The sequence below is a fragment of the Nocardia sp. JCM 38205 genome, assembly GCF_058222935.1.
This window is the reverse complement of the sequence record NZ_JBYHFL010000001.1, coordinates 688,042-712,174: the sequence shown is the minus strand read 5'-3', so window position 1 is coordinate 712,174 and position 24,133 is coordinate 688,042. Positions and strand designations below refer to the sequence as shown.

Sequence of the window (24,133 nt, the reverse complement as noted above, 5' to 3'; positions counted from 1 at the left end):
ACCAGAGACACGCCCATCGAGTGCACCCCCATCGGAGATGGGAGTGTCAAGGGTTTCGAGCGCCATTCGAGCCTCCCGCCTGGCCGAAAGTCCTATCCACGGTGAGTCCCGACATCGCTGACCAGGCCATACCTTCGTATCGCCGGGAACAACGGAAAGCGGGACCGCTCCAGCATCCCACTGAACTCGGCTCGACGTCACCCGATGGCGATGCATCTCCGAGACTCCGGACTGGACAGTCCCGAAGCTCGGTGGGCTCGCCAACACGCGGGTGGTCGATCGCATCCGAATCGGGGAGAGGCGAAAAATGAACTGGGATATGGACGGTGAGCTTGCTGACGGTCCGACTCCGCAGGAGTCCTACTACGCGCGCTTGAGGTTCCTCCAGCGCTACCCGGATCGCTATCCGAAAACGTTGGAGAAGATGCTGGTTGGTGGCCCACCGCCGCCAACGCATATCGACGGGTGCATGGGGATGGTGTTGTGGTTCGAACACAATCCACCCAGCCCCAGGGACAGCAACCGTCTGCTCGACCGAATGTGCGCTGAGGGGCTCCTGACCCCGAGCGAGCGCGGCGGGATCGATGTACCTCTGTCGCACGAAGCCCTTGCGGAGTGCAAGCGGAGGCTGGATGTTGGCAGCGACCGGATGCAGCGACCGTGAATACGGGAGTCGAGATCGGCGCGCCAATAGGCGATTCCGCAATTTCGCGATGCCTCTTTTATCGGCGGATGTGCGGTTTGCCGTGCGCGGTAGATAGCGGCACCGGACGAATCATCCTCACCGTCGGCAGTGTCACTGGCGTGACGTTGCCAGCTGATCTCGGGCGATCGATGCTCGACAGAAGTACAGACTGTCGGCAGCTAGATGTCGGCCCGATCATCTCGCATCCGAGGTCAGGCCGCTGGACGATCCTGGTCCAGTCGAATGTTGCCGACTACCGGGAGGTGTTCGGGCGGCTGTATCGCCTCGATGCCACGCTCGCGCCGTTGGGGGCGCAGATCGCTTTGCCGTCGCCTGCCGATGAGGGATCCGCATGGAGGAGGTGGGTGCGTCCGCCTTCGCGCGGGGACTTGCCGCTGGCAACGGTGGTCATCGACGCCCTCGTTCTCGCGCATCGGGGCGCAACGGGGCGATCGAAGTGATGACCTCGCGCGGGTTGCACGGTTTGGCTTCGGTACCGACCGACACGACAGGGGGATACGGGTGACAAATCCGGTTGCGTTCGGCTGGATCAATTACGACGTGAGCACTTCACCCGAATGGGATGCCGCGCAGGTTCAGCGGCTGACTCGGCGGCTCGGGTATCCGATTGTGTGGCCTGGTTTTTCGGTGCTTCCGGTGGTGGATCAGGTACGTAATTCTGGGGCCGAGGTAGTGATCATGCCTGCGCCGGAGCACCTGGGGCCGCTGGAATTGAATCGGGTGATGGAGATTGCCGATGTGGAGGTGGTGTTGCCGCGGCTTTCGTTTGCGAGGTGGTCGATAGTGGGGTCGGGACGGTGAGCGGGTGGGATGTTGCGGGGTTTGCGGTGGCGGTCGGAGTGCCCTTGCTGGTGCTGGTGCTGGTGCTGGTGCTGGCCATCTGGTGGCCGGGTGGGGAATGAGAGCGCGCGCGGCCGCTGGGATGAGTGTGGCTCCGTCGTTGCCGGATCTGCGAGCAGCTCGTCTCCTCCCGAAGTACCTGTTCGCCCGCATATGAGCGACAAACGAGCGACAACGCGATCAGTTGTCGCTCATATGCGGGCGAACAGTTCTTTGTCGGTGGCCGCCCGCCGAACGTTGTCGTACCCCGCGTGCATACTGCACGGCATGGACGGGGAGGAATTGCGCATGGTTTTCGGGGACCGAACTGCGATACGCGCTGACAGCAACGGTATTCGAGGCCGAAGGCCCGCTCAGCGTCCCGAACACCTGGATGCGCTCGAATGCGCCGGCCTGCGAGACATCGCGCGAGAGCGAGGGACGGATGAGCAACACCCCTATTCAGCCGCGAGCATTGACCGATCGGGAGGTCGAAGTCGTCAGGAAGTTGCTGTCGTCCAGCACACCGGGGGCGGCTGAGTATCTGAAGCAAGTGCCGAATGCGCGGGTGGTTGCGACCTGGGGCGTCGGATCGCCCAGCGTCGACTTGGAGGTGGAGCCCGGTGTGGCGCCGGCATCGGTGTGTCCAGATGGAATCTTCGCCGACGGCGCGGTGAGCGATGGGCACGGTACGCCGGTCGGTGAGGTCATTCTGTGGGTCGAAGGTGGCTGGTTGAGTGGGATCGAGTACGCCTGGTACACCGACCAGCGACCGACCGTGCTGCCCGATCCGAGCTGGATACGCCTCCACTAGCCCGACCGCGGCCGCGGACACCGATCAGGCGCGACACCACACCGGCACCGCGATGAGGTGCTGCCGGTCTCGGCAGGGGCGCGCGATTCACCCCACCGTTTCCAACGGCAACCCCCCGTGAATCGAATGCGCCAACCGCCGCCGGTTGGGGGAGTGGAGGGCGGTGGTGAGGTCGGTGCCGTCGTGTTCGGCGAGGAGGTCGCCGGCGTCCCAGACCAGGAGGGTGGCGCTGACGGTGTTCTCGGCGGTGGAGTGGGCGAGGTCGTAGTGGGCGCAGGCGGGGACGTGGGGGTATGTGATCCACAGGTCGTAGCCGGTCATGAACAGGTCGAGGTCGAATTGGACGCTGAGGCCGAGCAGTTCGCTGCGGCCGTTGTCGTCGACGCCGGCGAAGGCTTCGTCCAGGGCGAGCAGGCGCGGCGCCTGCGGGTCGGCGGAATCGAGCATGACGTGGGCGGCGGCGAACAGCGGCAGATGCAGCGAGACCGACTGCTCGCCGCCGGACAGCGCGCTGTGCCGGGCGACGGTGAGGCGGTCCTCGGTGCCGTCGGCGGAGATCAGGGTGAACGAGAACACCCGCCAGGTGCGGTAATCCAAGGTGGAGGCGAGGATCTCGGGGTAGGAGCGTTCCGGGTGGGCGGCGCGGGCGGCCCGGATCTCGGACGCGAAATGGGCCCGGATCGCGGCCAGATCATCGGCGCTGAGCGCCGAGGTATCGCGGTCGAGCAGTTTGCACATCGCGCGTGCCGCGTCGGATAAACCGTCCGCGAGCAGCCAGTGCACGCCGATGGTGTTGCCCGAGGACATCCGCCGCTGCTTCATCTCCGCGCTCATCCGGCTGATCAGCTCGCGCGCATCGCTGGTGCGTTCGTGGATCTGCTGGGCCAACCCGGTGAGCAGGGCGTCTTCGAGGATACGGCGTTCGGCATCGGTGAGCAGTAGCTCTTGATCGCGGCGGGCGGCGTCGACGCGGGTCGCGAAGTCCGCCAGCGGGGCGACACCGTGTTCGTCGTGCACGCGCACCACGGTCACACCATCGGCGGCGTCCCAGTGCACCCGATAGTCGCGGCCGGAGGCGGCCAGGGCGGCGTCGAACTCTTGCAGCGCGGTGGTGACCGCGCTGCGGGTGGATTTGCGGCCCGCCTCGGTGGCGCGCACCGATTCGGTGGCGGTGCGCAGTTCGGCGAAGAGTTCGGTCACCTCCGTCGGCAACACCGCAGGCTCCGATTCCGGTCCCGCCGAGGCGATCCGGTACAGCAGCTGATCCGGCGTGGACCAGGCGGCTTCACTACTGGGCCAACGGCATTCGGTGTTCGCGCCGAGCAGTGCCAGCAGATCGGGCTGGGCATAGGGTGCGAGCGCGCGCACATCGGCGAGCACCTCGGTCAGCGCGGTGCCCAGCGCTTCGTGGGCGGTGCGGTAGGCGGCCTCCGCGTCGCCGACGGCTTCGATCGCCGCGTTGGCGGCTTTGCGCGCGGCCTTCTGCTCGGCCCTGGCCGCGTCGATGCGTTCGCGGGCCTGCTCCAGCTCGCGGTCGATATCCGCGGCGCTCGCGCCGAGCGATTCGCGCAGGGTCTCCAGTTTGCGGGACTGTTCCTCGAACCCGGCCCGCGCGGCCTCGGCTTCCTCGGCGAACGCCTCGGCCAGGTCACGCGCCTCGCCGTGACGGTCGCTCGCCTCCCGTGCGCGTTCCCGATCGCGCTCGTGTTCGGCGCGCAGCCGCAGCAGCCCGCTGCCGGTGTTCTCGAAATGCCGGATCGCGGCGGCCAGGGCGTCGATCTCGCGGGGATCGCGGGGGGTGCGGTGCGTGGCGGCGGCCGTGCGCAGCGCCTTCTCCGCCGCCGATACCTGCGCTACCGCATGGTCGAGATCCGCCTCGGCTCGGGTGGCGGATTCGGTGGTGGACCGCAGCATGCCGGCGCATTCGGATACCGCGCGCAGCGCGGCGGTCACGCCGGTGGGGCGGGGCAACGCTTTGGCGGCAGCGGTGATCCGCGTCAACTGTGCGTTGACCTCGGCCTCGTCGTCGTCGGCGGCGCGCTGCGCGGCGGTGGCCGCTGCGATGGCCTGGTCGAGTTCGGCGATGCGCGCCGCACGTCTGCGCGCGCGTGCGGTGGTGCCGATGAATTCGGCGTGCGGTTTGCGGTGGCGGCCCAGCTGAACGCCGAGTCGGAAGTGCCCGGAGACGGCGACGGCGCACGAACCGACCGTGTCCGGTCCGGCGTCCGCGGACCCGGAGTGCGCAGGCGCACCCGGGTCGGAGCCGGTATCCGCGGAGGAGCCGAGCGCTGTGACGGAGAGCGCTCCGGCCGGGCCCGCACCCAGCGCGATGGAGGCCAAGACGGCGGCGACCTCGGCACGCGGCACGGTGAGCGATTCGCAATCGTCCTCGACGACCAGTACGTCGGCGAGGGTGGGGCCGGTCGGACGCGCGGCGTCGGGCAGCGGCTCGAGGAACAGCTCCGATTCGAACACCGCCGGCCGGTCGGCGGCGGCGCAGACCCAGGCGTCGAGCAGGCCGGCGGCGGCCAACGCCGATTCGATCCCCGCCGCGTCGTCGGCGGAGACGTCGTCGGCGAAACGGACGAGCTGCCACAGCGGGGCGCCGGGGCGGCCGTCGCGGGGGTCGGTGCGGGTGGGTGAGGGCGGTGGGGCGTCATCGCGCTGCGCGGCCACCCGGTCGCGTTCGGCGGTCAGCTCGCGCACCTGCCCGGCGGCGGCCGCCGCGCGCGCCTTTGCTTCCTGGCGGCGGGTGCGTAGCTCGTCGAGCCGAGGTTCGGCCTGTTCGGCCAGGATTTCCGACAGGCCTGCCACCTCGTCGGCACCGGTCTGCGCAAGGGCCGTCTCGAGTGCGTCGACGATGTCGTTGTCGCAGTACACCTCGCGATGTGCCGACCACCAATCCCGCAGCGCCGCACTCGCCTCGGTCCGGGCGAGCGCCACTGCGGCTTCGGCGCGGGCGATCTCGGCCGCCGCCTCATCGCGGGCCGTGCGGGCCCGGTCGGCGAGCCGTTCGGAGCGGGCCCGCTCGGCGCTCGCGGTATCGAGCAGCCCGAGCGCTTGACGAACGGCGCGCACGTCCGCGTCGCGTTCCTCGGCATGACCGCGCACGGCGGCGGTGAGCTGCTCGGCGCGCGAGCCGTCCGGCAGTGGCGTCCAGGAGATCCTGGCTTCCTCGGCGGCGGCGCGCAATTCGTCCTCACCGCGGGCGAGTGCGGCGGCCGTGGTGGCGACGGCGGCCGTGGCGCGCTCGGCCTCCTGCGCGCGCTGATCGAGCGTTTGCGCGGCCTTTACCGCCTTGTCGCGGTGCGCACTCGCGGAGGTCTCCAGCCTGCGCACCGCGTCGGCGAGGTCGTCGAGCTGCTGTTTGCCCTCGTAGGCGCTGGAGCGCTGCAGGGTTTCGCGATCGGCGATCGCCTGCTCGTAGGCGCGGTCGGCATCCTCGGCGCGGGCTTCGGCGGCGGTGCGTTCGCTCTCGCGACGCTCCCGCAACGCCGTCGCCGCGAACAGCGCGGTCGAGGCATGCGTGACCGCGTCCAGGCGGGCGGCGACCTGGTCGACGTCGGTCTTGGCCTGCACCGCAAGATATTTCCGGTAGACCCCCACGAAATCCCTGGTCGCGGTGTCGGCGTGGACCAGCCCCGCCAGGGTGCGCCCGACCTCCTCCATATCGCTGAACGAGCGCGCGGCGTCCATGATCAGCTGCTCGTCCAGCGGCCGCAGACCGTCGGTCAGCGCCTGCGACAAGCCGCGCGGGTCGAGGTTCTTGGCCAGCTGCGGGCGGCGCAGCGTGAGGATCAGGTTGATGAGCTGGTCGTAGCGCTGCTGCCCGAGCCCGAACATGCGCGCGTCGATCGCGGCCCGGTACTCCACCGGCCGGTCGACGATGGCATCCGAACCGATCTGCTCGGCCAGCTGTTTACGGGTGAACGGCCGATCGTCGGGACCCAGCAGCGAGAAATCGACCCCGACCCGGCCGTCGGCGACGAAATACCAGCGCGTCACCTTGTCCGATGACCGCGTGGCGCGCATCCCGATACCGACGGTGACCACCTCGGGGTCGTCCCAGTCGCCGCGCGCGAACTCCATCCACACATACGAGTAGGCCGACTCCTGCTTGCGGTAGAGCAGATTCGACTTCATGGTGCGTTCTTCACCGGCGAACGGGTTGAGCCTGCGTGGCTCGATCCGCCCGTCGAGCACGAACGGGAACAGCACCTCGAGCGCCTTGGTCTTGCCGGACCCATTGGGCCCACGCAGCACCAGCCGGCCGTCGGCGAAGCAGAACTCCTGGTCGCGGTAATCCCACAGGTTCACGATTCCCGCGCGGGTCGGCACGAATCGCACCCCGCCATGAATGAGCGGCATCTACTCGGCTCCTTCCGTACCGGCCGTGCCCAGCACGGGTTCTGGGTGAGGTCGGTCCTCGGCGTCGGACGGGAACGTCTCGGCGGCAGTGACGAACAGCTCGGCCGATTTCTTCGCGCGCACCGTCACCACCGCACCTCGGTAGCGCGCCAGCGCGGGCAACGCCAGCACTCCGCCGGGCGCCCGGACGATCAGTCGCAACCGTTCCAGCAGCGCGATCACCTCGGCGGTGAGGCCCGGCACGTCGGCCTGCCATTGCGCGGCGAACGTGGCCCCGTACCGGTCGGTGAGCGCCCGGACGGTCTCATCGATCCACGCGGTCTCGACGAAGGGGTACTCCGGTTCCGGCGCGGGTTCGGTGGGTGGCTCGTCGGATTCGGCTGGCGTGGTGTCGAATTCGCTCAGCGGTTCGAAGACCGATTCCCGGGGGATCGCCGCGTCGAGTTCGGCCGCGAGCGAGGACTCGGGCTCGGTGTCCCCGGTGTGCCGCGCGATCGGGTCATCGATATCGAGGACCCGGTCGGCGATCTCGCCCGCCAGCAGCAAGCCGACCTGGGCGAGGGTCCCCGTCCCGGGGAACCGGACATCGGACAACCGCCCGGATGTATCGATCAATGCCACACCCTCGGCGCGCCGTTCGGCGCGCAGGCCGGTGAACAACTCGACCTCGGCGATGAGCCGATCCTGGCTCAGCAGCGGTACCTCGCTGGGCCCGAGGTCCGCGGCATACACCACCGGCCGCTCGACAAGTGCCCGCCGCACCCGCCGCGCCGACTCGGCATGGCGGGTCGAGGCCGGACCGGTCCCGGCGGGTTCACCGAGCAGCCCATGGACGCTGTGTAGATGCTGCAACGCCCGCGGCGGCCGGAACAGCGCGAACACCACCGCGCGATCGATGTCGTAGAGCGCCTCGCCGGCGGCCGGGTCCGACGCCCAGCCGCTCGCGTCACCGTCGGCCAGCGTCAGGGCACCACGGGTGGCCAGCCAGCCCACCGCATCGACGAAGGCATCGCGGTCGGCGGCGCGCTCGGTCGCCAGGTCGAGCCCGTCGATCTGGGCGGTATACACCGCCACCTGGTCCGCGAGCTCGGACAGCGTGATCTGATCGCCCGCGCGACCCAGCGCGGCCAGCGCCAGCGCCAGATACGCGTAGCGGCGCCGATCGAACACCCGGTCGGCGGGAGTGCGCGCGGGCCTGCTCGCATCGAGCCGATCCAGCACCGGGAACACCCGCGCGGTCGTCTCGGTGACTTCGAGCCGGTACCCGAACAATTCCGCCAGATCCTCGCGCAGCTCGGTGGCCCAGCGCCGCACCAGCGGGAGCGCGATGCGATCCGGATAGGTGCGGGTCACCAGGTGATTGGCCAGCACGACGCGGGCGGCGCGTTGATAGTTGTCCAGCGCGAGAGCGTCGATGCGCCGGTGTGTGGTCATGTTCGATCCCCCTCGCTGCCGGTCGCGACCTTGCGCGCAGCGGCCCGCGTCGTCTGGCGTACCTCGAGCTTGCGATTGTTCAGATGAAGCATCCCGGCGGCCGTGCGCACTACCGTGGATCCGCTGTGCGCGGAGACGGTGAGCGTGACACCGCTGTCGGACCCGGTGGTCCCGCCGACCCGCCCGCTCACCGGCACCCAGGCTGTCGAGGCGGCGTCGAGCAGCCGCAGCAGCACCTCGGTCTCGCGCTCGTCGAGCACCCGCTCGTGCACATCGGCGCCGGCCAGCGACCGCGCCGCCGCCGCGCGCTCGCGCTGCGCCGCCAGCTGTGTCTCGCGCAGTCGGCGAATCCCCGCGTCATTGCGGTGGATCCGGGCCGGCGCACCGGCCGAGGGCGGACGCCCGGTCTCGGCCAGCGTCCGCGAGATCTCCAAGGGCGGTGCCTCCCACCAGGATCGGATCGCGGGCACGATATCGGCATCCGGATGCTCGGTGGCCAGATGCCGCGGGCGGCCCAGCCCGAACACCGCGTCGAAGAGGGCGTGCGCGCTGTCGGCGGTGGGCGCGGCGGTGAACCAGGCCGCGAGATGTCGCAGCGCGGATTCCCGGCTCACCCCGCCCTTGCGGGTTTCGGTGACCCGCCGCAGCAGCGACAGCACCGCGGCGATGGCGCTCATGGTGGCCTCCCGCAGCCGCTCGGCCTCGGTACTCGCGCCCGCGACCTCGTCCGCGGGAACGAACCAGGTGCGCAACCCGTCCCAGCGGGAACGCCAATCCGCCTGCCGCCGTGCCGGACTCAGCAGCACCCGTTCATCGCAGCGGGCGGCGCGTTCGATCAGCTCGTCGAGGCCGGTGGCTTCGACCGCGAGGATCGCCGCGGCCAGGCGCGGTGCGAAGCGGGCCAGGTCGAGCCCGAATTCGCGCATATGCGCGAGCAGGGCGTCCTTGTGGGCGAGGAACGCCTCGGGGGTGATCTCGGTGGTGCGGACCAGATCACCGAGCGAGAGATAGAACTGCGCCGCGTGCCCGGCCATATCGGTCAGCGCGATATCGAGCCTGCGCAGCGTGCGATAGACCCGCTCGGCGTCGGCACCGCGATTGGCCTCGGCCAGGGCCTCCAGATCGGCAAGCAGTTCCGGCAGCACCAGTCGCGGCAGCGCCACATCGTCGAGACGGGCCTCCAGCACGCCCGCGACCGCCCGGTAGGCCTGGAACCCGGCCTGGGCGAACTGGTAGACGAAGTGCCGGTTGCGGTATTCGGCCAGGGTCGCCGCCCGTGAGCCGTCATAGCTGCGTTCGAGCACACCCCAGCGGTGCAGTTGGTCGAGCAGCGGGCCGATCTCGGCCGCCGTCAGCCTGGTCAGCTCGCTGGAGGCCCCGGAGTTCGCGGCCGTCCCCTCGGCGGCATCGATCCAGGCGGCGACGTCGTCGGCGTGCAGCAGCACCACATACGCCGCCCGCGCCCGATCGAAGGCGTCCAGCACCCGCAGATAGTCGCCGCGCTTCTCGGCGGTCGCGAAGGAGAACAGCCGAAGACGCTCGTCCCGGTAGGCGGGTTCGGTGCTCGGGGAGCCGTCGACGGAAGCGGTCACCGGGAACAGGGTAATAGCGGGGCGATCGCTACCGGCACGATGAACCCCTGTTCGGCGTGGCCGCGTCCGGTATGCCGGTGTTCGCTCCAGGTGCTACCGGTTGCGGGCGCGGTCTGTCGCGTGCGGGCGCGGCGCTGTCGTGCGGACCGATGCTCAGTCCGGTGCCAGTGCGCGCAGCTGATCGAGGTAGGCGCGGGTACGTGGATCGCCGGGGAACCGTTCGATGATCTCACGGGCCACCTCGCCGGCGATCCACATCAGCGACGGCAGCGACCGCCGCTTGCCGGAGAACGCCCGCATGCCCTCGTCCAGCGCGAGTTCCAGATCGCGTCGGCGGACCGCGACCACCGCCAGGGTCAGATGGGCCTCCGAGACCCGCATCGGGTTGCGCAGCGAACCGTCGGCACGGGTGGCGTCGGCGATCACCTGCCTGGCGTAGGTCTCGGCGAGTGTGTCGTCGCCGGCGACCCGGCAGCAATCCATCGCGTAGAAATCGAACTTCTGCGGATCGACGACGAAATGATTGTCGATATCGGTGGGGTGGTCGAGCCGGTCCAGAATGGCGCGTCCGGCCGACAACGCCCTGTCCACCTCGCGGCGATCACCGATGCGTGCCCACGCCTTGGCCCGCTGCGCGGCCAGCTGCACGCCGACGCCCAGCGAATCGCAGTCGGCCGCAGCGGGATCCGCGGCATCGATCGCACCGCGGTAATTGCCCTGCGTGAGCGCGAACCAGGCTGCCATTTCCGCACTCCAGCCGACGATTTCGGGATGCTCGGCCTCATGGCCCAGCGAGCGCGCGGCCCGGCGAGTGGCCTCGGCGGTGGTACGGCGGCCGAGATCGTAATCGACACATCCCACCAGCAACGCCACCCAGCCAGCCAATTCCAGCACCTCGCGGTGCTGGGACAGAGTGAGCCTGCCATCGAGCAGCGAGGTGATCCGGCGCAACCAATTGGTGCCCTCGATATGCAATTCGTGCGGATCCGTATAGGGGTATTCACAACACAGCCGTTCGGCGGTGATACGGATGGCCTCGAGGGTGGCGGGGGAGACGTCCGACATACGCAGCCGGCCGATGAATTCCAGTGTGTCCATACCGGTTGCGGCCAGCAGCTCGTCATCGCGGTTGGGTCGCGACTTCGGAAAGAACGCCGCGGTGACGGTATCGAAGGCGGCCGCGATGATGGGCGCGTAGAACTCGTCCGGCCGCGACTCACCCGATTCCCACCGGCGCCAGTTACGCAGCAGGGTACTGTCGGTCGGCAGGTTGTGGGATGACTTGGCGCGCATCGCGCGGACGGCGTCTGCTTGTGACCACCCCCTCGCGTCGCGCTCCGAACGCATCCGAACAGCCCAGACGGGTCGATCGTCAGTAGCGGCCACGTCTGTAGTATCGCACCAGTTAACTTTCGGTGCACCGGATAGGGCACCTAGATGTCAGTGGGTTGACATCTGCTTTCGCCGCAGTTGATCGGACATGATCGAGATGGGCCGATGTTGGTACGGCCCAGCGCAACACCCCCGCATCCGCGGGGAGATCCCGGAGGCGCACTGCTCCCCGCCACGGCGGGGAAAGACCCAGGAGGTACGGGTGGAAGCGTTGATCTATGGATATTTGCGTGACGACTTGGCCGAAGGCCATGGCGACGAGCTGGAAGCCGCGCTACGTGCGCGGGCTCGGGCCGAAGGCCTCTGCTTCGCCGCGACTTTCCATGAATCGACACCGGGTGACGGCACCGCGTTCGCCGAGCTCACCCAGGAACTGAAGCGAGCCGATGCCCATCACGTGGTGGTGCCGTCACTCGATCACCTTGCCGGCCAGACGATTCCGCGGGACATGCTGCTCGCGAAGCTGGCCAGCGATGCGGAGGCCACAGTCTGGACCTTGCAGACCTGAGCCCACCCGGGCGCACCGCCGCCCGAAATCGGTTGCCGCGGTGCTGAGCCCGTGCCGCCCCTGCGCGCGCGTTCATCGCTGTGCTGTGCCCGGCGCGCCGAGGCGCGCCCCGCAGTGTCGATCAGCGACCGAAGCCGCCGGGCCCGCGCCGACGCAGATACTTCTCGAACTCCGCGGCGATGGCGTCGCCGTCGATCTTGGCCATGGTCTCGTTGAGATCACTCGCCGCGTCGCCGCGCTCCTCGAGCGAACGCACGTACTCGCTGATCTCCTCGTCGTTGACCGTCATCTCATTGACCGTCGACTCCCACTCCTCGGCCTGCGCGGGCAATTCCCGCAGCGGCACCTCGATATCGAGGACGTCCTCGACCCGGTGCAGCAACGCGATGGTGGCCTTGGGATTGGGTGGCTGCGAGACGTAGTGCGGCACCGCGGCCCAGAACGACACCGCGGGCACCCCCGCCTTCACGCACTGATCCTGGAGCACCCCGGTGATACCGGTGGGTCCTTCGTATCGGGTCTGCTCCAGGTTGAAGCGCTCGGCCGCCTCCTTGCTGTAGGCGGAACCGGTCACCGGCACCGGCCGGGTGTGCGGCGTATCGGCGAGCAGCGCCCCGAGGATCACCACGGTCTGCACCTCGAGCTGATCGATGAGTTCGAGCAGGTCGGCGCAGAACCGGCGCCAGCGCATATTGGGTTCGATCCCGCGCAGCAACACCACATCGCGGTCGCTGCCCGGCGGCGAGCACACCGTCAGCACCGTGGCCGGCCACACGATCTCCCTGGTCACGCCGTCGACCTGACGCACCATGGGCCGGTTGACCTGGTAGTCGTAATAGTCCTCGGAATCGAGTTCGGCCAGCGGTCTGGCATCCCAGATCAGTTCGAGGTGTTCCACCGCACCGCTGGCGGCATCGCCGGCGTCGTTCCAGCCCTCGAAGGCGGCGACGAGTACCGGATTCCGCAACGGCGGCAGTTCCGGGCCGGGCGAGGCCGGAGATTCACTCGAGTTCACCCGAGCCAGCCTACGACCAGAGCGGATGTGCCGTGACCGCGACGCGGTATTCGCCGCCGCGTGTCGGCGCCGGTGTGGGCGGGGGCACGGTGGACGGACATACTGCGCGGAACGTTGTACGCAGGCTCTACCCTTGAGGGCATGTCTGCGTCCAGCTCCACCGCGTTCGATACCACGCTTCTCGACACGCTCGCTCGCCGTGTCGTCATCGGCGACGGCGCGATGGGCACGATGTTGCAGGCCGCGGATCTGTCCCTGGACGATTTCCGTGGCCTCGAAGGGTGCAACGAGATCCTCAACGACACCCGCCCGGATGTGCTGCGCGGTATTCATCGCGCGTACTTCGAGGCCGGCGCCGATGCGGTGGAGACCAATACCTTCGGCTGCAACCTGCCGAACCTCGCCGATTACGACATCGCCGACCGGATCCGTGAGCTATCGGAGAAGGGCACCCGCCTCGCGCGCGAGGTGGCCGACGAGATGGGTCCGGGCGCGGATGGCTCGGCGCGGTTCGTGCTGGGGTCGATGGGCCCCGGCACCAAGCTGCCGACGCTGGGTCACGCGCCGTACGCGGCGTTGCGCGATGCCTATTCCGAGGCTGCCCTCGGCATGCTCGACGGCGGCGCCGACGCCATCCTGATCGAGACCTGCCAGGACTTGCTGCAGGTCAAGGCCGCGGTCACCGGCAGCAGGCGGGCGATGGAGCGCGCGGGCCGCCGGATTCCCATCATCACCCACGTCACCGTGGAGACCACCGGCACGATGCTGGTCGGCAGCGAGATCGGGGCCGCGTTGACGGCGCTCGAGCCGCTGGGCATCGACATGATCGGCTTGAACTGCGCGACCGGCCCGGACGAGATGAGCGAGCATCTGCGGCATCTGTCGCGCCATGCCCGCATCCCCGTGTCGGTGATGCCGAACGCCGGCCTGCCGGTGCTCGGCGCCAACGGTGCGGAGTACCCGTTGACCCCGGAAGAGCTGGCGGTGGCGCTGTCGGGCTTCGTCTCCGAGTTCGGCCTGGCACTGGTGGGTGGCTGTTGCGGCACGACGCCCGAGCACATCCGTCAGGTCACCGAGGCGGTGCGGGAGGTCGAGCCGACCCTGCCGCCGATCGAGCAGCGGCGCGATCCGGTGCACGAACCGGCTGTGTCGAGCATGTACACGGCGGTGCCGTTCGCGCAGGACGCCAGCGTCATGATGATCGGTGAGCGCACCAATGCCAACGGCTCCAAAGCATTCCGTGAGGCGATGCTGGCCGGCGACTGGCAGAAGTGCCTCGACATCGCCAAGGACCAGACCCGCGACGGCGCGCACATGCTCGATCTGTGCATCGACTACGTCGGCCGCGACGGCACCGCCGATATGAGTGAGCTGGCGAGCCGGCTGGCGACCTCGTCGACCCTGCCGATCATGCTCGACTCCACCGAGCCGCCGGTGCTGCAGGCCGGGCTCGAGCACCTGGGCGGGCGCTGCGCGGTGAACTCGGTCAACTACGAGGACGGCGACGGCCCGGATTCGCGGTATCAGCAGATCATGCGGCTGGTCGCCGAGCACGGCGCGGCGGTGGTTGCGCTGACCATCGATGAGGAGGGTCAGGCCCGTACGGCGGAGAAGAAGGTGGAGATCGCCGAACGCCTGATCGCCGATATCACCGGCACCTGGGGTTTGGACGAGTCCGACATCATCATCGACACCCTGACCTTCACCCTCGGCACCGGCCAGGAAGAGTCCCGGCGCGACGGCCTGGAGACCATCGAGGCGATCCGCGAGCTCAAGCGCCGTCATCCGCGGGTGCAGACCACCCTCGGCCTGTCCAATATCTCCTTCGGCCTCAACCCGGCCGCGCGGCAGGTGCTGAACTCGGTGTTCATGCACGAATGCGTGCAGGCCGGGCTCGACAGCGCGATCGTGCACGCCTCGAAGATCCTGCCGATCGCCCGCATCCCCGAAGAGCAGCGCGAGACGGCGCTGGATCTGGTTTACGACCGCCGCCGCGAGGACTATGACCCGCTGCAGAAGCTGATGCAGCTGTTCGAGGGTGTGTCGGCGTCGTCGTCGAAGGCCTCGCGCGCCGAAGAGCTGGCGGCGTTGCCGCTGTTCGAACGGCTGGAGCGGCGCATCGTCGACGGTGAGAAGGCCGGCATGGAAGCCGACCTGGACGAGGCGATGGCCCAGGTGCCACCGCTGCAGATCATCAACGAAACCCTGCTCGCGGGCATGAAGACCGTCGGCGAGCTGTTCGGTTCCGGGCAGATGCAGCTGCCGTTCGTGCTGCAATCGGCCGAGGTGATGAAGGCCGCGGTGGCCTACCTGGAACCGCATATGGAGGCCACCGACGATTCCGGCAAGGGCCGGATCGTGCTGGCCACCGTCAAGGGCGACGTGCACGACATCGGCAAGAACCTGGTGGACATCATCTTGTCCAACAACGGCTACGAAGTGGTCAATCTCGGTATCAAGCAACCGATTTCGACCATTCTCGACGCCGCCGTCGACAAGAAGGCCGACGTCATCGGCATGTCGGGACTGCTGGTGAAGTCCACCGTGGTGATGAAGGAAAACCTCGAGGAACTCAACGCCAAGGGCATGGCCGACCAGTTCCCGGTGCTGCTGGGCGGCGCCGCGCTGACCCGCTCGTATGTGGAGAACGACCTCACCGAGGTCTACGAAGGCGATGTGCACTACGCCCGCGACGCCTTCGAAGGGTTGCGGCTGATGGACGACATCATGTCCCGCAAGCGCGGCGGCGGCCCCGACCCCGACAGCCCCGAAGCGATCGCGGAACGGGAGAAGGCCGCCGAACGCAAGGCCCGCCACGAACGCTCCAAGCGCATCGCCGCCGAACGCAAGGCCGCCGAGGCGCCGGTCGTGGTCCCCGAACGTTCCGATGTGGCCGCCGACCTGCCGGTGCCGGTGCCGCCGTTCTGGGGCACCCGCGTGATCAAAGGCCTGGCCCTGCACGAGTATTCGGGGCTGCTCGACGAACGCGCGCTGTTCCTCGGCCAGTGGGGGTTGCGCGGGCAGCGCGGCGGCGAGGGCCCCAGCTACGAGGAGCTGGTCGAGTCCGAGGGCCGCCCCCGGCTGCGGGCCTGGCTGGACCGGCTGTCCACCGAGGGCGTGCTCCAGCACGCGGCGGTCGTCTACGGGTACTTCCCGGCGGTGTCCGAAGGCGATGACGTCATCGTGCTGACCGAACCCGATCCCGCCGCCCCGCAGCGGTATCGGTTCACCTTCCCGCGTCAGCAGCGCGACCGGTTCCTGTGCATCGCCGATTTCATCCGTTCCCGCGAACGCGCCGTCGAGACCGGCCAGGTGGACGTGCTGCCCTTCCAGCTGGTCACCATGGGCCAGCCCATCGCCGACTTCGCCAATGAACTGTTCGCCGCCGACAACTACCGCGATTACCTCGAGGTGCACGGTATCGGCGTCCAGCTCACCGAGGCGCTCGCCGAATACTGGCACCGTCGCGTCCGCGAAGAACTGGTGTTGGAAGGGCATTCGGTCGCCGAATCCGATCCCGACGACGTCCAGGAGTACTTCAAGCTCGGCTACCGCGGCGCCCGCTACTCCTTCGGCTACGGTGCCTGCCCCGATCTGGAAGACCGTGCCAAGCTCGTCGATCTGCTCGACGCCGAGCGCATCGGGGTCACGCTGTCGGAAGAACTGCAGCTGCACCCGGAACAATCCACCGACGCGTTCGTGCTGCTGCACCCGGAGGCGAAGTACTTCAACGCCTGAGTGCGGGCACCCGGGCCGGGCCCGGGTGCCCTCGGCGGCACGATTGCGACAGGCTGTGACGGTTCTCACGGATAATCGTCCGCCGGTGGGGTATTGGCGACCTCCGGGGCTGCTGCGCCCCGGTGACCTGGGTGTTTCCGGTGTAGCCCGGCCGGATTCCGGCTCACGCGGCGCCCGGTTCGGCGTGAGAACGCCACGACACCCCGCCACCGCACCATCCACGCGGGCGAAACCAGCAACGCTGCTGGAACCTGTCGGACGCTTATGCCATTGTCGGAGGGTGGCAACTGCATCCGGGGCAGTCGGCGGATGCGAGTTCATCCTGCAGCTCACCGGTGCAAACGACTTCGGCGCGTAGGGATTCCAGGCCGGTCCTGGCTCGGGCGCGAAGTGCTGGAGGACTCGGCGGGAAAGCAGGAGGGGCACAACCTCATGACGGCGGATCGGTTGATCGCTGGACGGTATCGGCTCACGGATCCGATCGGGACGGGCGCGATGGGCGTGGTGTGGCGCGCCACCGACGTCCGGTTGCGGCGCACCGTGGCCGTCAAGCAGGTGTTGCTCGGCCCCGGACTCACCCGCGAAGCCGCGCTGGAAGCGAAACTGCGCGCCAAGCGTGAGGGCCGGATCGCGGCACGCCTGCACCATCCCAACGCGATCACCGTCTTCGACGTCGTCGAGGAAGACGAACAGCCCTGGCTGGTCATGGAGTACATGGACGCGCCCAGCCTGGCGGCCAAACTCGCCGGTGGGCGCACCCTGCCCGCCATGCAGGTCGCCAGGATCGGCGCCCAGGCCGCTGCCGCCCTGGCCGCGGCGCACGATGCGGGCATCGTGCACCGCGACGTCAAGCCGGCCAACCTGCTGGTGGCCGACGACGGCACGGTCAAGATCACCGACTTCGGCATCTCCCGCGCGGTCGGCGACGTCACCGTGACCGCGACCGGTTTCCTGGCCGGCACCCCCGCCTACCTCGCGCCAGAGGTCGCGCGCGGCGAGAACCCCGAACCCGCCTCCGATGTCTTCGCACTCGGCTCCACTCTGTACGCGGCGGTCGAGGGCGCGCCACCCTTCGGTGAGGGCGACAACCCCCTCGCGGTACTGCACGCGGTGGCCCGCGCCGAGGTGCGCGCACCGGAGCAGGCCGGTGATCTCGGACCCGTGCTGATGCGGCTGCTCGCCGCCACCGTCGACGAACGCCCGACCATGAAGGAAGCCAGGCGCGCACTGGAAGATGTTGCGGCGGGGCGCAGTCCACGGGTGGGCGTCCTCGCGGCGACCAAGGTGCTGCCGCATCCGTCGCCGGCGCGGGACACCGACAACGCCGCCGCGGCCACCCAGGCGGTACCGCGTCCGTCTTCCGGCCCGGCCCCGAGCCCTGCGCCGAGCCGTCCGGTCCTGCCCGCCGCGCCGGGCACCGTCCCCGCCGCGCCCGGCACCGTCCCCGGCGGGCCGGTGCCGTCCCGGTCGGGTTCGGGTCGTGGCCGCGTGATCGCGCTGGTCGCGGCGGCCTCCGCGGGCGTACTCGTGCTCGTCGCGCTGATCGCCGCCGCGGTCAACGGCGGCGGCGAACCATCGGCGGGCGGATCCGGATCGCCCGCGGTGACGGCGACGCAGCCCTCGGTCGACGCCGTCGCCCCGGATGGTTCCGGCACCGGCGAATCCTCCTCCGACGACGCCACCACCACCGCACCGACGACCACCACGACCACGGCCACCCCCAGCACGACCACCTCGTCGGCCACGACGACCCCGTCCGGTCCACCGACCCCTGAACGGGTGGTGCAGTTCGTCAGCGGCTACTACGGCATGCTCCCCGGCAATGCCGCAGCCGCCTGGTCCCAGCTCGCACCCGCCTACCAGGCCCAGACCGGTTACAGCGACTACCTGAACTTCTGGTCCGGCATCAGCGCCGTCACCGTGCACAGCGTCACACCCAACGGGGACACCGGAGCGACGGTCTCGCTGACCTATACCCTGAAGGACGGCTCGACCTCCACCGAGAGCCGGTGGATCCAGGTCGCCTCGGACAACGGGCGGTTGCTGATCGCCAATTCGGGACTGTAGGGGGAACACGCAGAGGAGAGGATCAGGTGAACACGCGGCCGGCGGGTGTGCTGTGGGATATGGACGGCACACTGCTCGATTCGGAGAAACTGTGGGATATCGCGGTGCGCGACCTCGCCGTCGAGCTCGGCTCGCAGATGACCGATGAGCTGCGCCGGTCACTGATCGGCGCCTCCGGCCCCAACGCACTGCGCATCGTGTTCACCGGACTCGGCCTCGATCCACAGCCTGCGGCGATGCGCGCCGCGGGCGAGTTCCTGGAGCGTCGGGTCACCGAGCTGATGGCAGAACCCATCCCGTGGCGCCCCGGAGCGAAGGACGCGCTCGCGATGGTGCGCGCGGCCGGACTGCCGAGCGCGCTGGTGACCAACACCAAGCGTTCGCTTGCCGAATTCGGCCTGGACACCCTCGGCCGGGAGTACTTCGACGCGTCGGTCTGCGGCGACGAGGTGCCGCACGGCAAACCCGAGCCCGACGTCTACCTGCGGGCGGCCGAGCTCCTGGGGCTCGACCCGAAAACCTGTGTGGCGGTGGAGGACTCGCCCACCGGTGTGGCGGCCGCGGAGGCCGCGGGCTGCGCGGTGCTCGTGGTGCCGTGTGAGATCGCGGTGCCCGAGGCGCCGATTCGTACCCAGCGCGATTCGCTGGTCGCACTCACCATGGCCGACCTCGGTGCGGTGCTGGATACTCGGTATCCGGTGGGCCGGGGCTGAGGCCACGTCACCGGTTCCCGTGTCCGCGCAGGTCGAATGTGTTGCCGGACAACAAGACCGAACGGTCCGTGACGATTGTCACCGCCTATCTCAGGAAAACCCGGGCGTGTCGGGAATAGTCCGATAACAATGTCGCTATGGCAGCGACGGTAGCCCTGGACGAGATCGTCGACACCACTCGCTTTCCGATCACCGAACCCGACAGCGCCGGTTGGCGCGCGGCGGTGGCGGCGGCGCGAGCCGACCTGGCGCAGGACGGATGTACCGTGCTGCGCGAATTCATCCGGCCGGAGCTGCACGAGCGGCTGCGGGAGCAGGGTGAGCAGATGGCCCCGCACGCGCACTATCAGGTGGAGCGGGTCAACGCCTACAACATTCCGCTCGATACCGCACTGCCCGAGGATCATCCGGGGCGCATCGTGCTCGAACGCGGCAACGCCTTCGTCCCGCGCGACCGGATCGCCACCGACGCGCTGATCCACCAGCTCTACACCAGTCAGCTGTTCCAGCGATTCGTGGCCGATTGCTTCGGCTTGCCCGGTCTGCACGAATTCGCCGACCCGCTGGCCGGACTCGTGCTCAACGTCGTCGCGCCCGGCATGTCACACCCCTGGCATTTCGACACCAACGAATACACCGTCAGCATGCTCACCCTGGCGCCCGAAGCGGGCGGAGTCTTCGAATACTGCCCGGGCATCCGCTCGCCGCACGCGGAGAACCTCGACGATGTGCGCGCGGTGCTCACCGGCACCGGCCAGCACCTGATCCAGCGGCTCGAGCTGCGCCCGGGCGATCTGCAACTGTTCCAGGGCCGTTTCTCCCTGCACCGGGTCTCCCCGGTGAGCGGCCGCACCCAACGGCATACGGCGATCTTCGCCTACAGCGACCGACCAGGTGTCATCGGCACCGTGGAACGCACCCGTCAGCTCTTCGGACGGGTGCTGTCGGACCATCACGCCGCGGCCGACGCCGTCCGTGGCGACCGGCTACTCGACTGAGCAGCGCAGTTCGACCCGAGAGGAACCATCGTGTCCGTGCCTATGCACACCACCGGGAAAGCCTCCTTCGACGACATCTACGACCGCCCCGATCCGCGCGCCTACTACGCGCGCATGGCCGAATTGGATTACTGCATACCGCAGTTGGCGAAGCCGCATTTCGAGCAGCAGCTCGCCGAATACCGCGACGCCACCGGGGTGAGCGCACCGACCGTGCTCGATATCGGCTGCTCCTACGGCGTCAACGCGGCCCTGCTGCGGCTGGACACGACCATCGACGAACTGGGGGAGTACTACGGCGCGGCCGCCGCCGACGATCCGGCCGCGCTGATCGCCCTCGACCGGGCCCGCCTCGCCGCCGACGACACGCGGCCGGAGGTCCGCTTCGTCGGCATGGACGCCTCGCGTCCGGCTCTGGACTACGCGCACGCCGCCGGCCTGCTGCACGACATCGTGCACGCCGATCTCGAGGCCACCGACCCCACCGACGAGCAGCGCCGGATCCTGGCCGCCGCCGACCTGGTGATCTCCACCGGCTGTATCGGCTATGTCACCGAGAAGACCCTGCTCCGGGTGGCCACCGCCGACCCGGAACACAGGCCCTGGATGGCACACTTCGTCTTGCGCATGTACGGCTTCGACGCGATCGAGGGCGAGCTTGCGGCCCTCGGCTACCGCACCGAACGGATGCCGGGCGATTTCGCGCAGCGCCGCTTCGCCTCCGATGCCGAACAGGCGCAGGTGTTGAATACTCTGTCCGCCAACGGAATCGATCCGACCGACCGGGAAGACAGCGGTTGGCTCTACGCCAATCTCTACATTTCCCGCCCCGCCGCCTGACATCGACTCACACCGAGGAATCAGACTTGACCGAACGCACGTTTGCCGCCGAGGACCAGCTGCCCCGGGTACCGCTACCGACGCTGGACGACAGCTGTACCCGGTTCATCGAGTGGTGCACTCCGCTGCTGACCGCCGACGAACTCGCCGCCACCGAGGCCGCCGTCGCCGATCTGCTGCGCCCCGGCGGCCCGGGCCGGACCCTGGATGCCGCGCTGCGCGACTACGACGCCACCCCCGGCGTCGGCAGCTGGCTCGACGAGTTCTGGCCGTCGCGGTATCTGGGCCGGCGCGACCGGATCGCGCTCAACGCCAACTTCTTCTTCCTGTTCCGCGACGACACCACCCTGGCGACATCCACCGGGCCCGGGCAGGTGGAGCGAGCCGCGGGCATCGTCAGCGCTGCCGTCGACTACAAGCTGGCGCTGGATCGGGAGGAGATCCCGCCGGTCACCCAGCGCGGGCAGCGGCTGTCGATGTGGCAGAACAAGTACCTGTTCTCCGAGACTCGCATTCCGGGCGAAGAACAGGACACCGTGCGTGTGCCCTACAGCCCCGAATGGCCGGGGCCCTCGGACGCGCGCCACATCCTGGTCTTCCACCGCGGCAGCATGTTCCGGATGGAGGTGATCGGAGCCGACGGCGCACCGCACAGCTTCGAGGATCTGACCGACGGGCTGCGCGCGGTGCTCAAGGCCGGAGCGAAGTACGCCGCCACCGACACCGCGGTCGGGCATCTGACCACGCTGCCCCGCGCGGACTGGGCCCGCAGCCGCGCGGGTCTGCTGGCCGAACCGGTCAACGCCGCGGCACTCGACACCATCGAGACGGCACTGTTCTGCGTCTGCCTGGAGGATTTCGCTCCGCGCGACGAAACCCACGCCTGCGACATCCTGCTGCACGGCGACAGCGCCAACCGCTGGTTCGACAAGTCGGTGTCGTTCATCGTCTTCGCCGACGGGCAGGCGGGCATCAACGTCGAGCATTGCGGTCTCGACGGCACCACGATCCTGTCGTTCGTGGACACCCTGCTGGAATCGACGGTCGCCGAACACGCCGAGCGCTCCGGTGCCAGGCCGCAGGGGCTGCCGGTGGTAGAGCCGATCGAGTTCCGGCTCAGCGCCGCCCAGCGCGCCGAGATAGCCGCGGCGGGGGCGGCGTTCGCCCGCTATGCGGCCGAGAACGCCACGACCACGGTGTCGTTCGACGATTTCGGCACCGCCAAGGCCAAGCAGCTCGGCATCTCCCCGGATGCCTTCGCGCAGCTGAGCTATCAGCTGGCCCACCGCCGCAGCAAGGGCCTCACCGGCGCCACCTACGAATCCATCGCCACCCGCCAGTACCGCAACGGCCGCACCGAGGCCATGCGGGTGATCACCCCGGAGATGGTGGCGTTCGTCGACGCGATGGAAGACGCCTCCGCCGACACCGCCGCCACACTGGCCGCCGCCGAGGCCGCCGCGGCCGCGCACGTGGCCCGGGCCAAACAGTGCCAGTCCGGGCAGGCGCCGGAGCAGCACCTGTGGGAGCTGGAATGGATCCAGCGTCGTCGCGGCACCGAGCTGGGCGTCACCGAGCCCATCCCGCTCTACAGCAGCCCCGGCTGGACGATCATGCGCGACGACTACCTGAGCACCAGCTCCGCGCCGTCGGTCAATATCCGGTACTTCGGGTTCGGTTCCACCAGTTCCCGCTGCATCGGCGTGGCCTACGTGCTGCTGCCCGATCGCTGGAACCTCTACCTGGCCACCCCCGCGCCGGTCGCCGACCAGATGCACGCCTTCGCCGACCACCTGCGCACGGCGGTCGCCGATCTGGAAGCCCTGCTCGCCGCCCGGTGACGTTCGGGTCGGGTGGCGTCCGGCGGCTGCGGCCGGGCGGACGCCACTCGACCGGAAACGGTTTGCGGGGGTCTGAAACAATGACAACCCGTGAAGACTTTCGAGGCCCTGTTCGCCGAGCTCCAGGATCGTGCCGTCACCCGACCCGAGGGGTCGGGGACGGTGGCCGCGCTGGACGCGGGCGTGCATACCCAGGGCAAGAAGGTGCTCGAAGAGGCCGGTGAGGTGTGGCTGGCCGCCGAACACGAGAGCGACGAATCGCTCGCCGAGGAGATCTCGCAGCTGCTGTACTGGGTGCAGGTGCTGATGGTGGGTCGCGGACTGCGGCTAGAGGACGTCTACCGACATCTGTGACGTCCGCCGCGAATCCGCCGTCATCCCTCCCGAAAGGACCCTCTCATGCTGCGCGTCGCAGTCCCCAACAAAGGCGCACTCTCCGAATCGGCCGTGTCGATCCTGTCCGAGGCCGGCTACCGCAAACGCACCGATTCCCGCGACCTGACCGTCCTGGACCTGGCCAATCAGGTGGAGTTCTTCTTCCTGCGGCCCAAAGACATCGCCATCTACGTCGGTTCCGGTGAACTCGATCTGGGCATCACCGGCCGCGACCTCGCCCTCGACTCGGCGGCACCGGTGACCGAGCGGCTCGCTCTCGGTTTCGGCGGTTCCACCTTCCGCTACGCCGCCCCGGCCGGCCGCGACTGGACCGTCGAGGACCTCGCGGGCAAGCGCATCGCCACCTCCTACCCGAACCTGGTGCTGTCGGATCTGGCCGGGCGCGGCATCGAGGCCGAGGTCATCCGGCTCGACGGCGCGGTGGAGATCTCCATCCAGCTCGGCGTCGCCGACGCCATCGCCGACGTGGTCGGCTCCGGGCGCACCCTGCGCCAGCACAATCTGGTCGCCTTCGGCGCCTCGCTGTGCGATTCGGAGGGCGTGCTGATCGAGCGCGAGGGCTCCGACCGCGACGACAAGGCCCGCAACCAGCTCATCGACCGGGTCAAGGGTGTCGTGTTCGCCCAGCAGTACCTCATGCTGGACTACGACTGCCCCAAGAGCCTGCTCGACCAGGCCGCCCAGATCACCCCCGGCCTGGAATCGCCGACCGTGTCGCCGCTCACCGATCCCGACTGGGTCGCCGTGCGCGCGCTGGTACCGCGCAAACTGGGCAACTCGGTGATGGATCAGCTCGCCGACCTGGGCGCCAAGGCGATCCTGGCCACCGACATCCGGTCCTGCCGGGCCTTCTGAGGACTCGGGCAACCCCCGGCGTTCGCGCCGGGGTTGG

Annotated in this window: 18 protein-coding genes; 13 read left to right on the top strand and 5 right to left on the bottom strand. The window is 69.0% G+C overall.

Annotated features, from left to right (window positions below; translation table 11 throughout):
• Positions 1-307 precede the first annotated feature (307 nt).
• The 4 genes from AC4HOU_RS03295 (at position 308) to AC4HOU_RS03280 (ending at position 2,339) form a co-directional block, all read left to right on the top strand.
• The gene (locus AC4HOU_RS03295; protein ID WP_194990039.1) at positions 308-664 is read left to right on the top strand and encodes a hypothetical protein; all 357 of its coding nucleotides are present in this window, start codon (positions 308-310) and stop codon (positions 662-664) included.
• Positions 661-1,146: a DNA-directed RNA polymerase subunit beta gene (locus tag AC4HOU_RS03290; RefSeq protein ID WP_194990038.1), complete on the top strand. Its 486-nt coding sequence runs from the start codon at positions 661-663 to the stop codon at positions 1,144-1,146. Before AC4HOU_RS03295 ends, AC4HOU_RS03290 begins: the two co-directional genes overlap by 4 nt.
• 61 nt (positions 1,147-1,207) lie before the next feature.
• A complete protein-coding gene (locus AC4HOU_RS03285; protein ID WP_195019579.1) occupies positions 1,208-1,507 on the top strand; it encodes a hypothetical protein in 300 nt (99 codons plus the stop codon).
• A gap of 463 nt (positions 1,508-1,970) precedes the next feature.
• Complete coding sequence (locus AC4HOU_RS03280) at positions 1,971-2,339, top strand: hypothetical protein (RefSeq protein WP_490724109.1); 369 nt, start codon at positions 1,971-1,973, stop codon at positions 2,337-2,339.
• An 87-nt stretch (positions 2,340-2,426) separates the two neighbouring features.
• Here the strand turns inward: AC4HOU_RS03280 and AC4HOU_RS03275 are convergent, their stop codons facing one another.
• The 4 genes from AC4HOU_RS03275 to AC4HOU_RS03260 all read right to left on the bottom strand — a co-directional run bounded on the left by AC4HOU_RS03275 (position 2,427) and on the right by AC4HOU_RS03260 (position 11,026).
• Entirely contained in the window at positions 2,427-6,707 is a 4,281-nt protein-coding gene (locus AC4HOU_RS03275) for an SbcC/MukB-like Walker B domain-containing protein (protein ID WP_195019578.1), read from the bottom strand.
• Complete coding sequence (locus tag AC4HOU_RS03270) at positions 6,708-8,141, bottom strand: TIGR02678 family protein (protein ID WP_195019577.1); 1,434 nt, start codon at positions 8,139-8,141, stop codon at positions 6,708-6,710.
• Complete coding sequence (locus AC4HOU_RS03265) at positions 8,138-9,733, bottom strand: TIGR02677 family protein (RefSeq protein ID WP_195019576.1); 1,596 nt, start codon at positions 9,731-9,733, stop codon at positions 8,138-8,140. Before AC4HOU_RS03265 ends, AC4HOU_RS03270 begins: the two co-directional genes overlap by 4 nt.
• Before the next feature lie 153 nt (positions 9,734-9,886).
• The gene (locus AC4HOU_RS03260; RefSeq protein WP_163817048.1) at positions 9,887-11,026 is read right to left on the bottom strand and encodes an XRE family transcriptional regulator; all 1,140 of its coding nucleotides are present in this window, start codon (positions 11,024-11,026) and stop codon (positions 9,887-9,889) included.
• Positions 11,027-11,327: 301 nt separating this feature from the next.
• Between AC4HOU_RS03260 and AC4HOU_RS03255 the strand changes: the two genes are divergently transcribed.
• Positions 11,328-11,633 (top strand): hypothetical protein, encoded by a 306-nt coding sequence (locus tag AC4HOU_RS03255; protein ID WP_163817046.1) that lies wholly within the window; start codon positions 11,328-11,330, stop codon positions 11,631-11,633.
• 121 nt (positions 11,634-11,754) lie between these two features.
• Here AC4HOU_RS03255 and AC4HOU_RS03250 read toward each other — a convergent pair whose 3' ends face one another.
• On the bottom strand, positions 11,755-12,648 hold the full coding sequence (locus tag AC4HOU_RS03250) for a PAC2 family protein (RefSeq protein WP_036537599.1): 894 nt from the start codon (positions 12,646-12,648) through the stop codon (positions 11,755-11,757).
• Positions 12,649-12,789: 141 nt separating this feature from the next.
• Here AC4HOU_RS03250 and metH point away from each other — a divergent pair, with 141 nt between their 5' ends.
• The 8 genes from metH (at position 12,790) to hisG (ending at position 24,096) form a co-directional block, all read left to right on the top strand.
• Positions 12,790-16,386, top strand: a complete 3,597-nt coding sequence (metH, locus tag AC4HOU_RS03245) for a methionine synthase (RefSeq protein WP_194990522.1) — start codon at positions 12,790-12,792, stop codon at positions 16,384-16,386.
• Positions 16,387-16,818: 432 nt separating this feature from the next.
• A complete protein-coding gene (locus AC4HOU_RS03240) occupies positions 16,819-18,453 on the top strand; it encodes a serine/threonine-protein kinase (RefSeq protein WP_163817043.1) in 1,635 nt (544 codons plus the stop codon).
• 26 nt (positions 18,454-18,479) lie between these two features.
• Positions 18,480-19,166 carry an HAD family hydrolase gene (locus tag AC4HOU_RS03235; RefSeq protein ID WP_324197310.1) on the top strand — a complete coding sequence of 229 codons (687 nt, stop codon included), beginning with the start codon at positions 18,480-18,482 and terminating at the stop codon, positions 19,164-19,166.
• 137 nt (positions 19,167-19,303) lie between these two features.
• Complete coding sequence (locus AC4HOU_RS03230) at positions 19,304-20,164, top strand: HalD/BesD family halogenase (protein WP_195019575.1); 861 nt, start codon at positions 19,304-19,306, stop codon at positions 20,162-20,164.
• 30 nt (positions 20,165-20,194) lie between these two features.
• The gene (locus AC4HOU_RS03225; protein ID WP_280213257.1) at positions 20,195-21,004 is read left to right on the top strand and encodes a class I SAM-dependent methyltransferase; all 810 of its coding nucleotides are present in this window, start codon (positions 20,195-20,197) and stop codon (positions 21,002-21,004) included.
• Between the two features lie 26 nt (positions 21,005-21,030).
• Positions 21,031-22,845, top strand: coding sequence for a choline/carnitine O-acyltransferase (locus tag AC4HOU_RS03220; RefSeq protein ID WP_194990524.1), 1,815 nt, complete (start codon positions 21,031-21,033; stop codon positions 22,843-22,845).
• A 90-nt stretch (positions 22,846-22,935) separates the two neighbouring features.
• A complete protein-coding gene (locus AC4HOU_RS03215; RefSeq protein WP_014351583.1) occupies positions 22,936-23,199 on the top strand; it encodes a phosphoribosyl-ATP diphosphatase in 264 nt (87 codons plus the stop codon).
• A gap of 45 nt (positions 23,200-23,244) precedes the next feature.
• Positions 23,245-24,096: an ATP phosphoribosyltransferase gene (hisG, locus tag AC4HOU_RS03210; RefSeq protein WP_163817038.1), complete on the top strand. Its 852-nt coding sequence runs from the start codon at positions 23,245-23,247 to the stop codon at positions 24,094-24,096.
• Positions 24,097-24,133 lie beyond the last annotated feature (37 nt).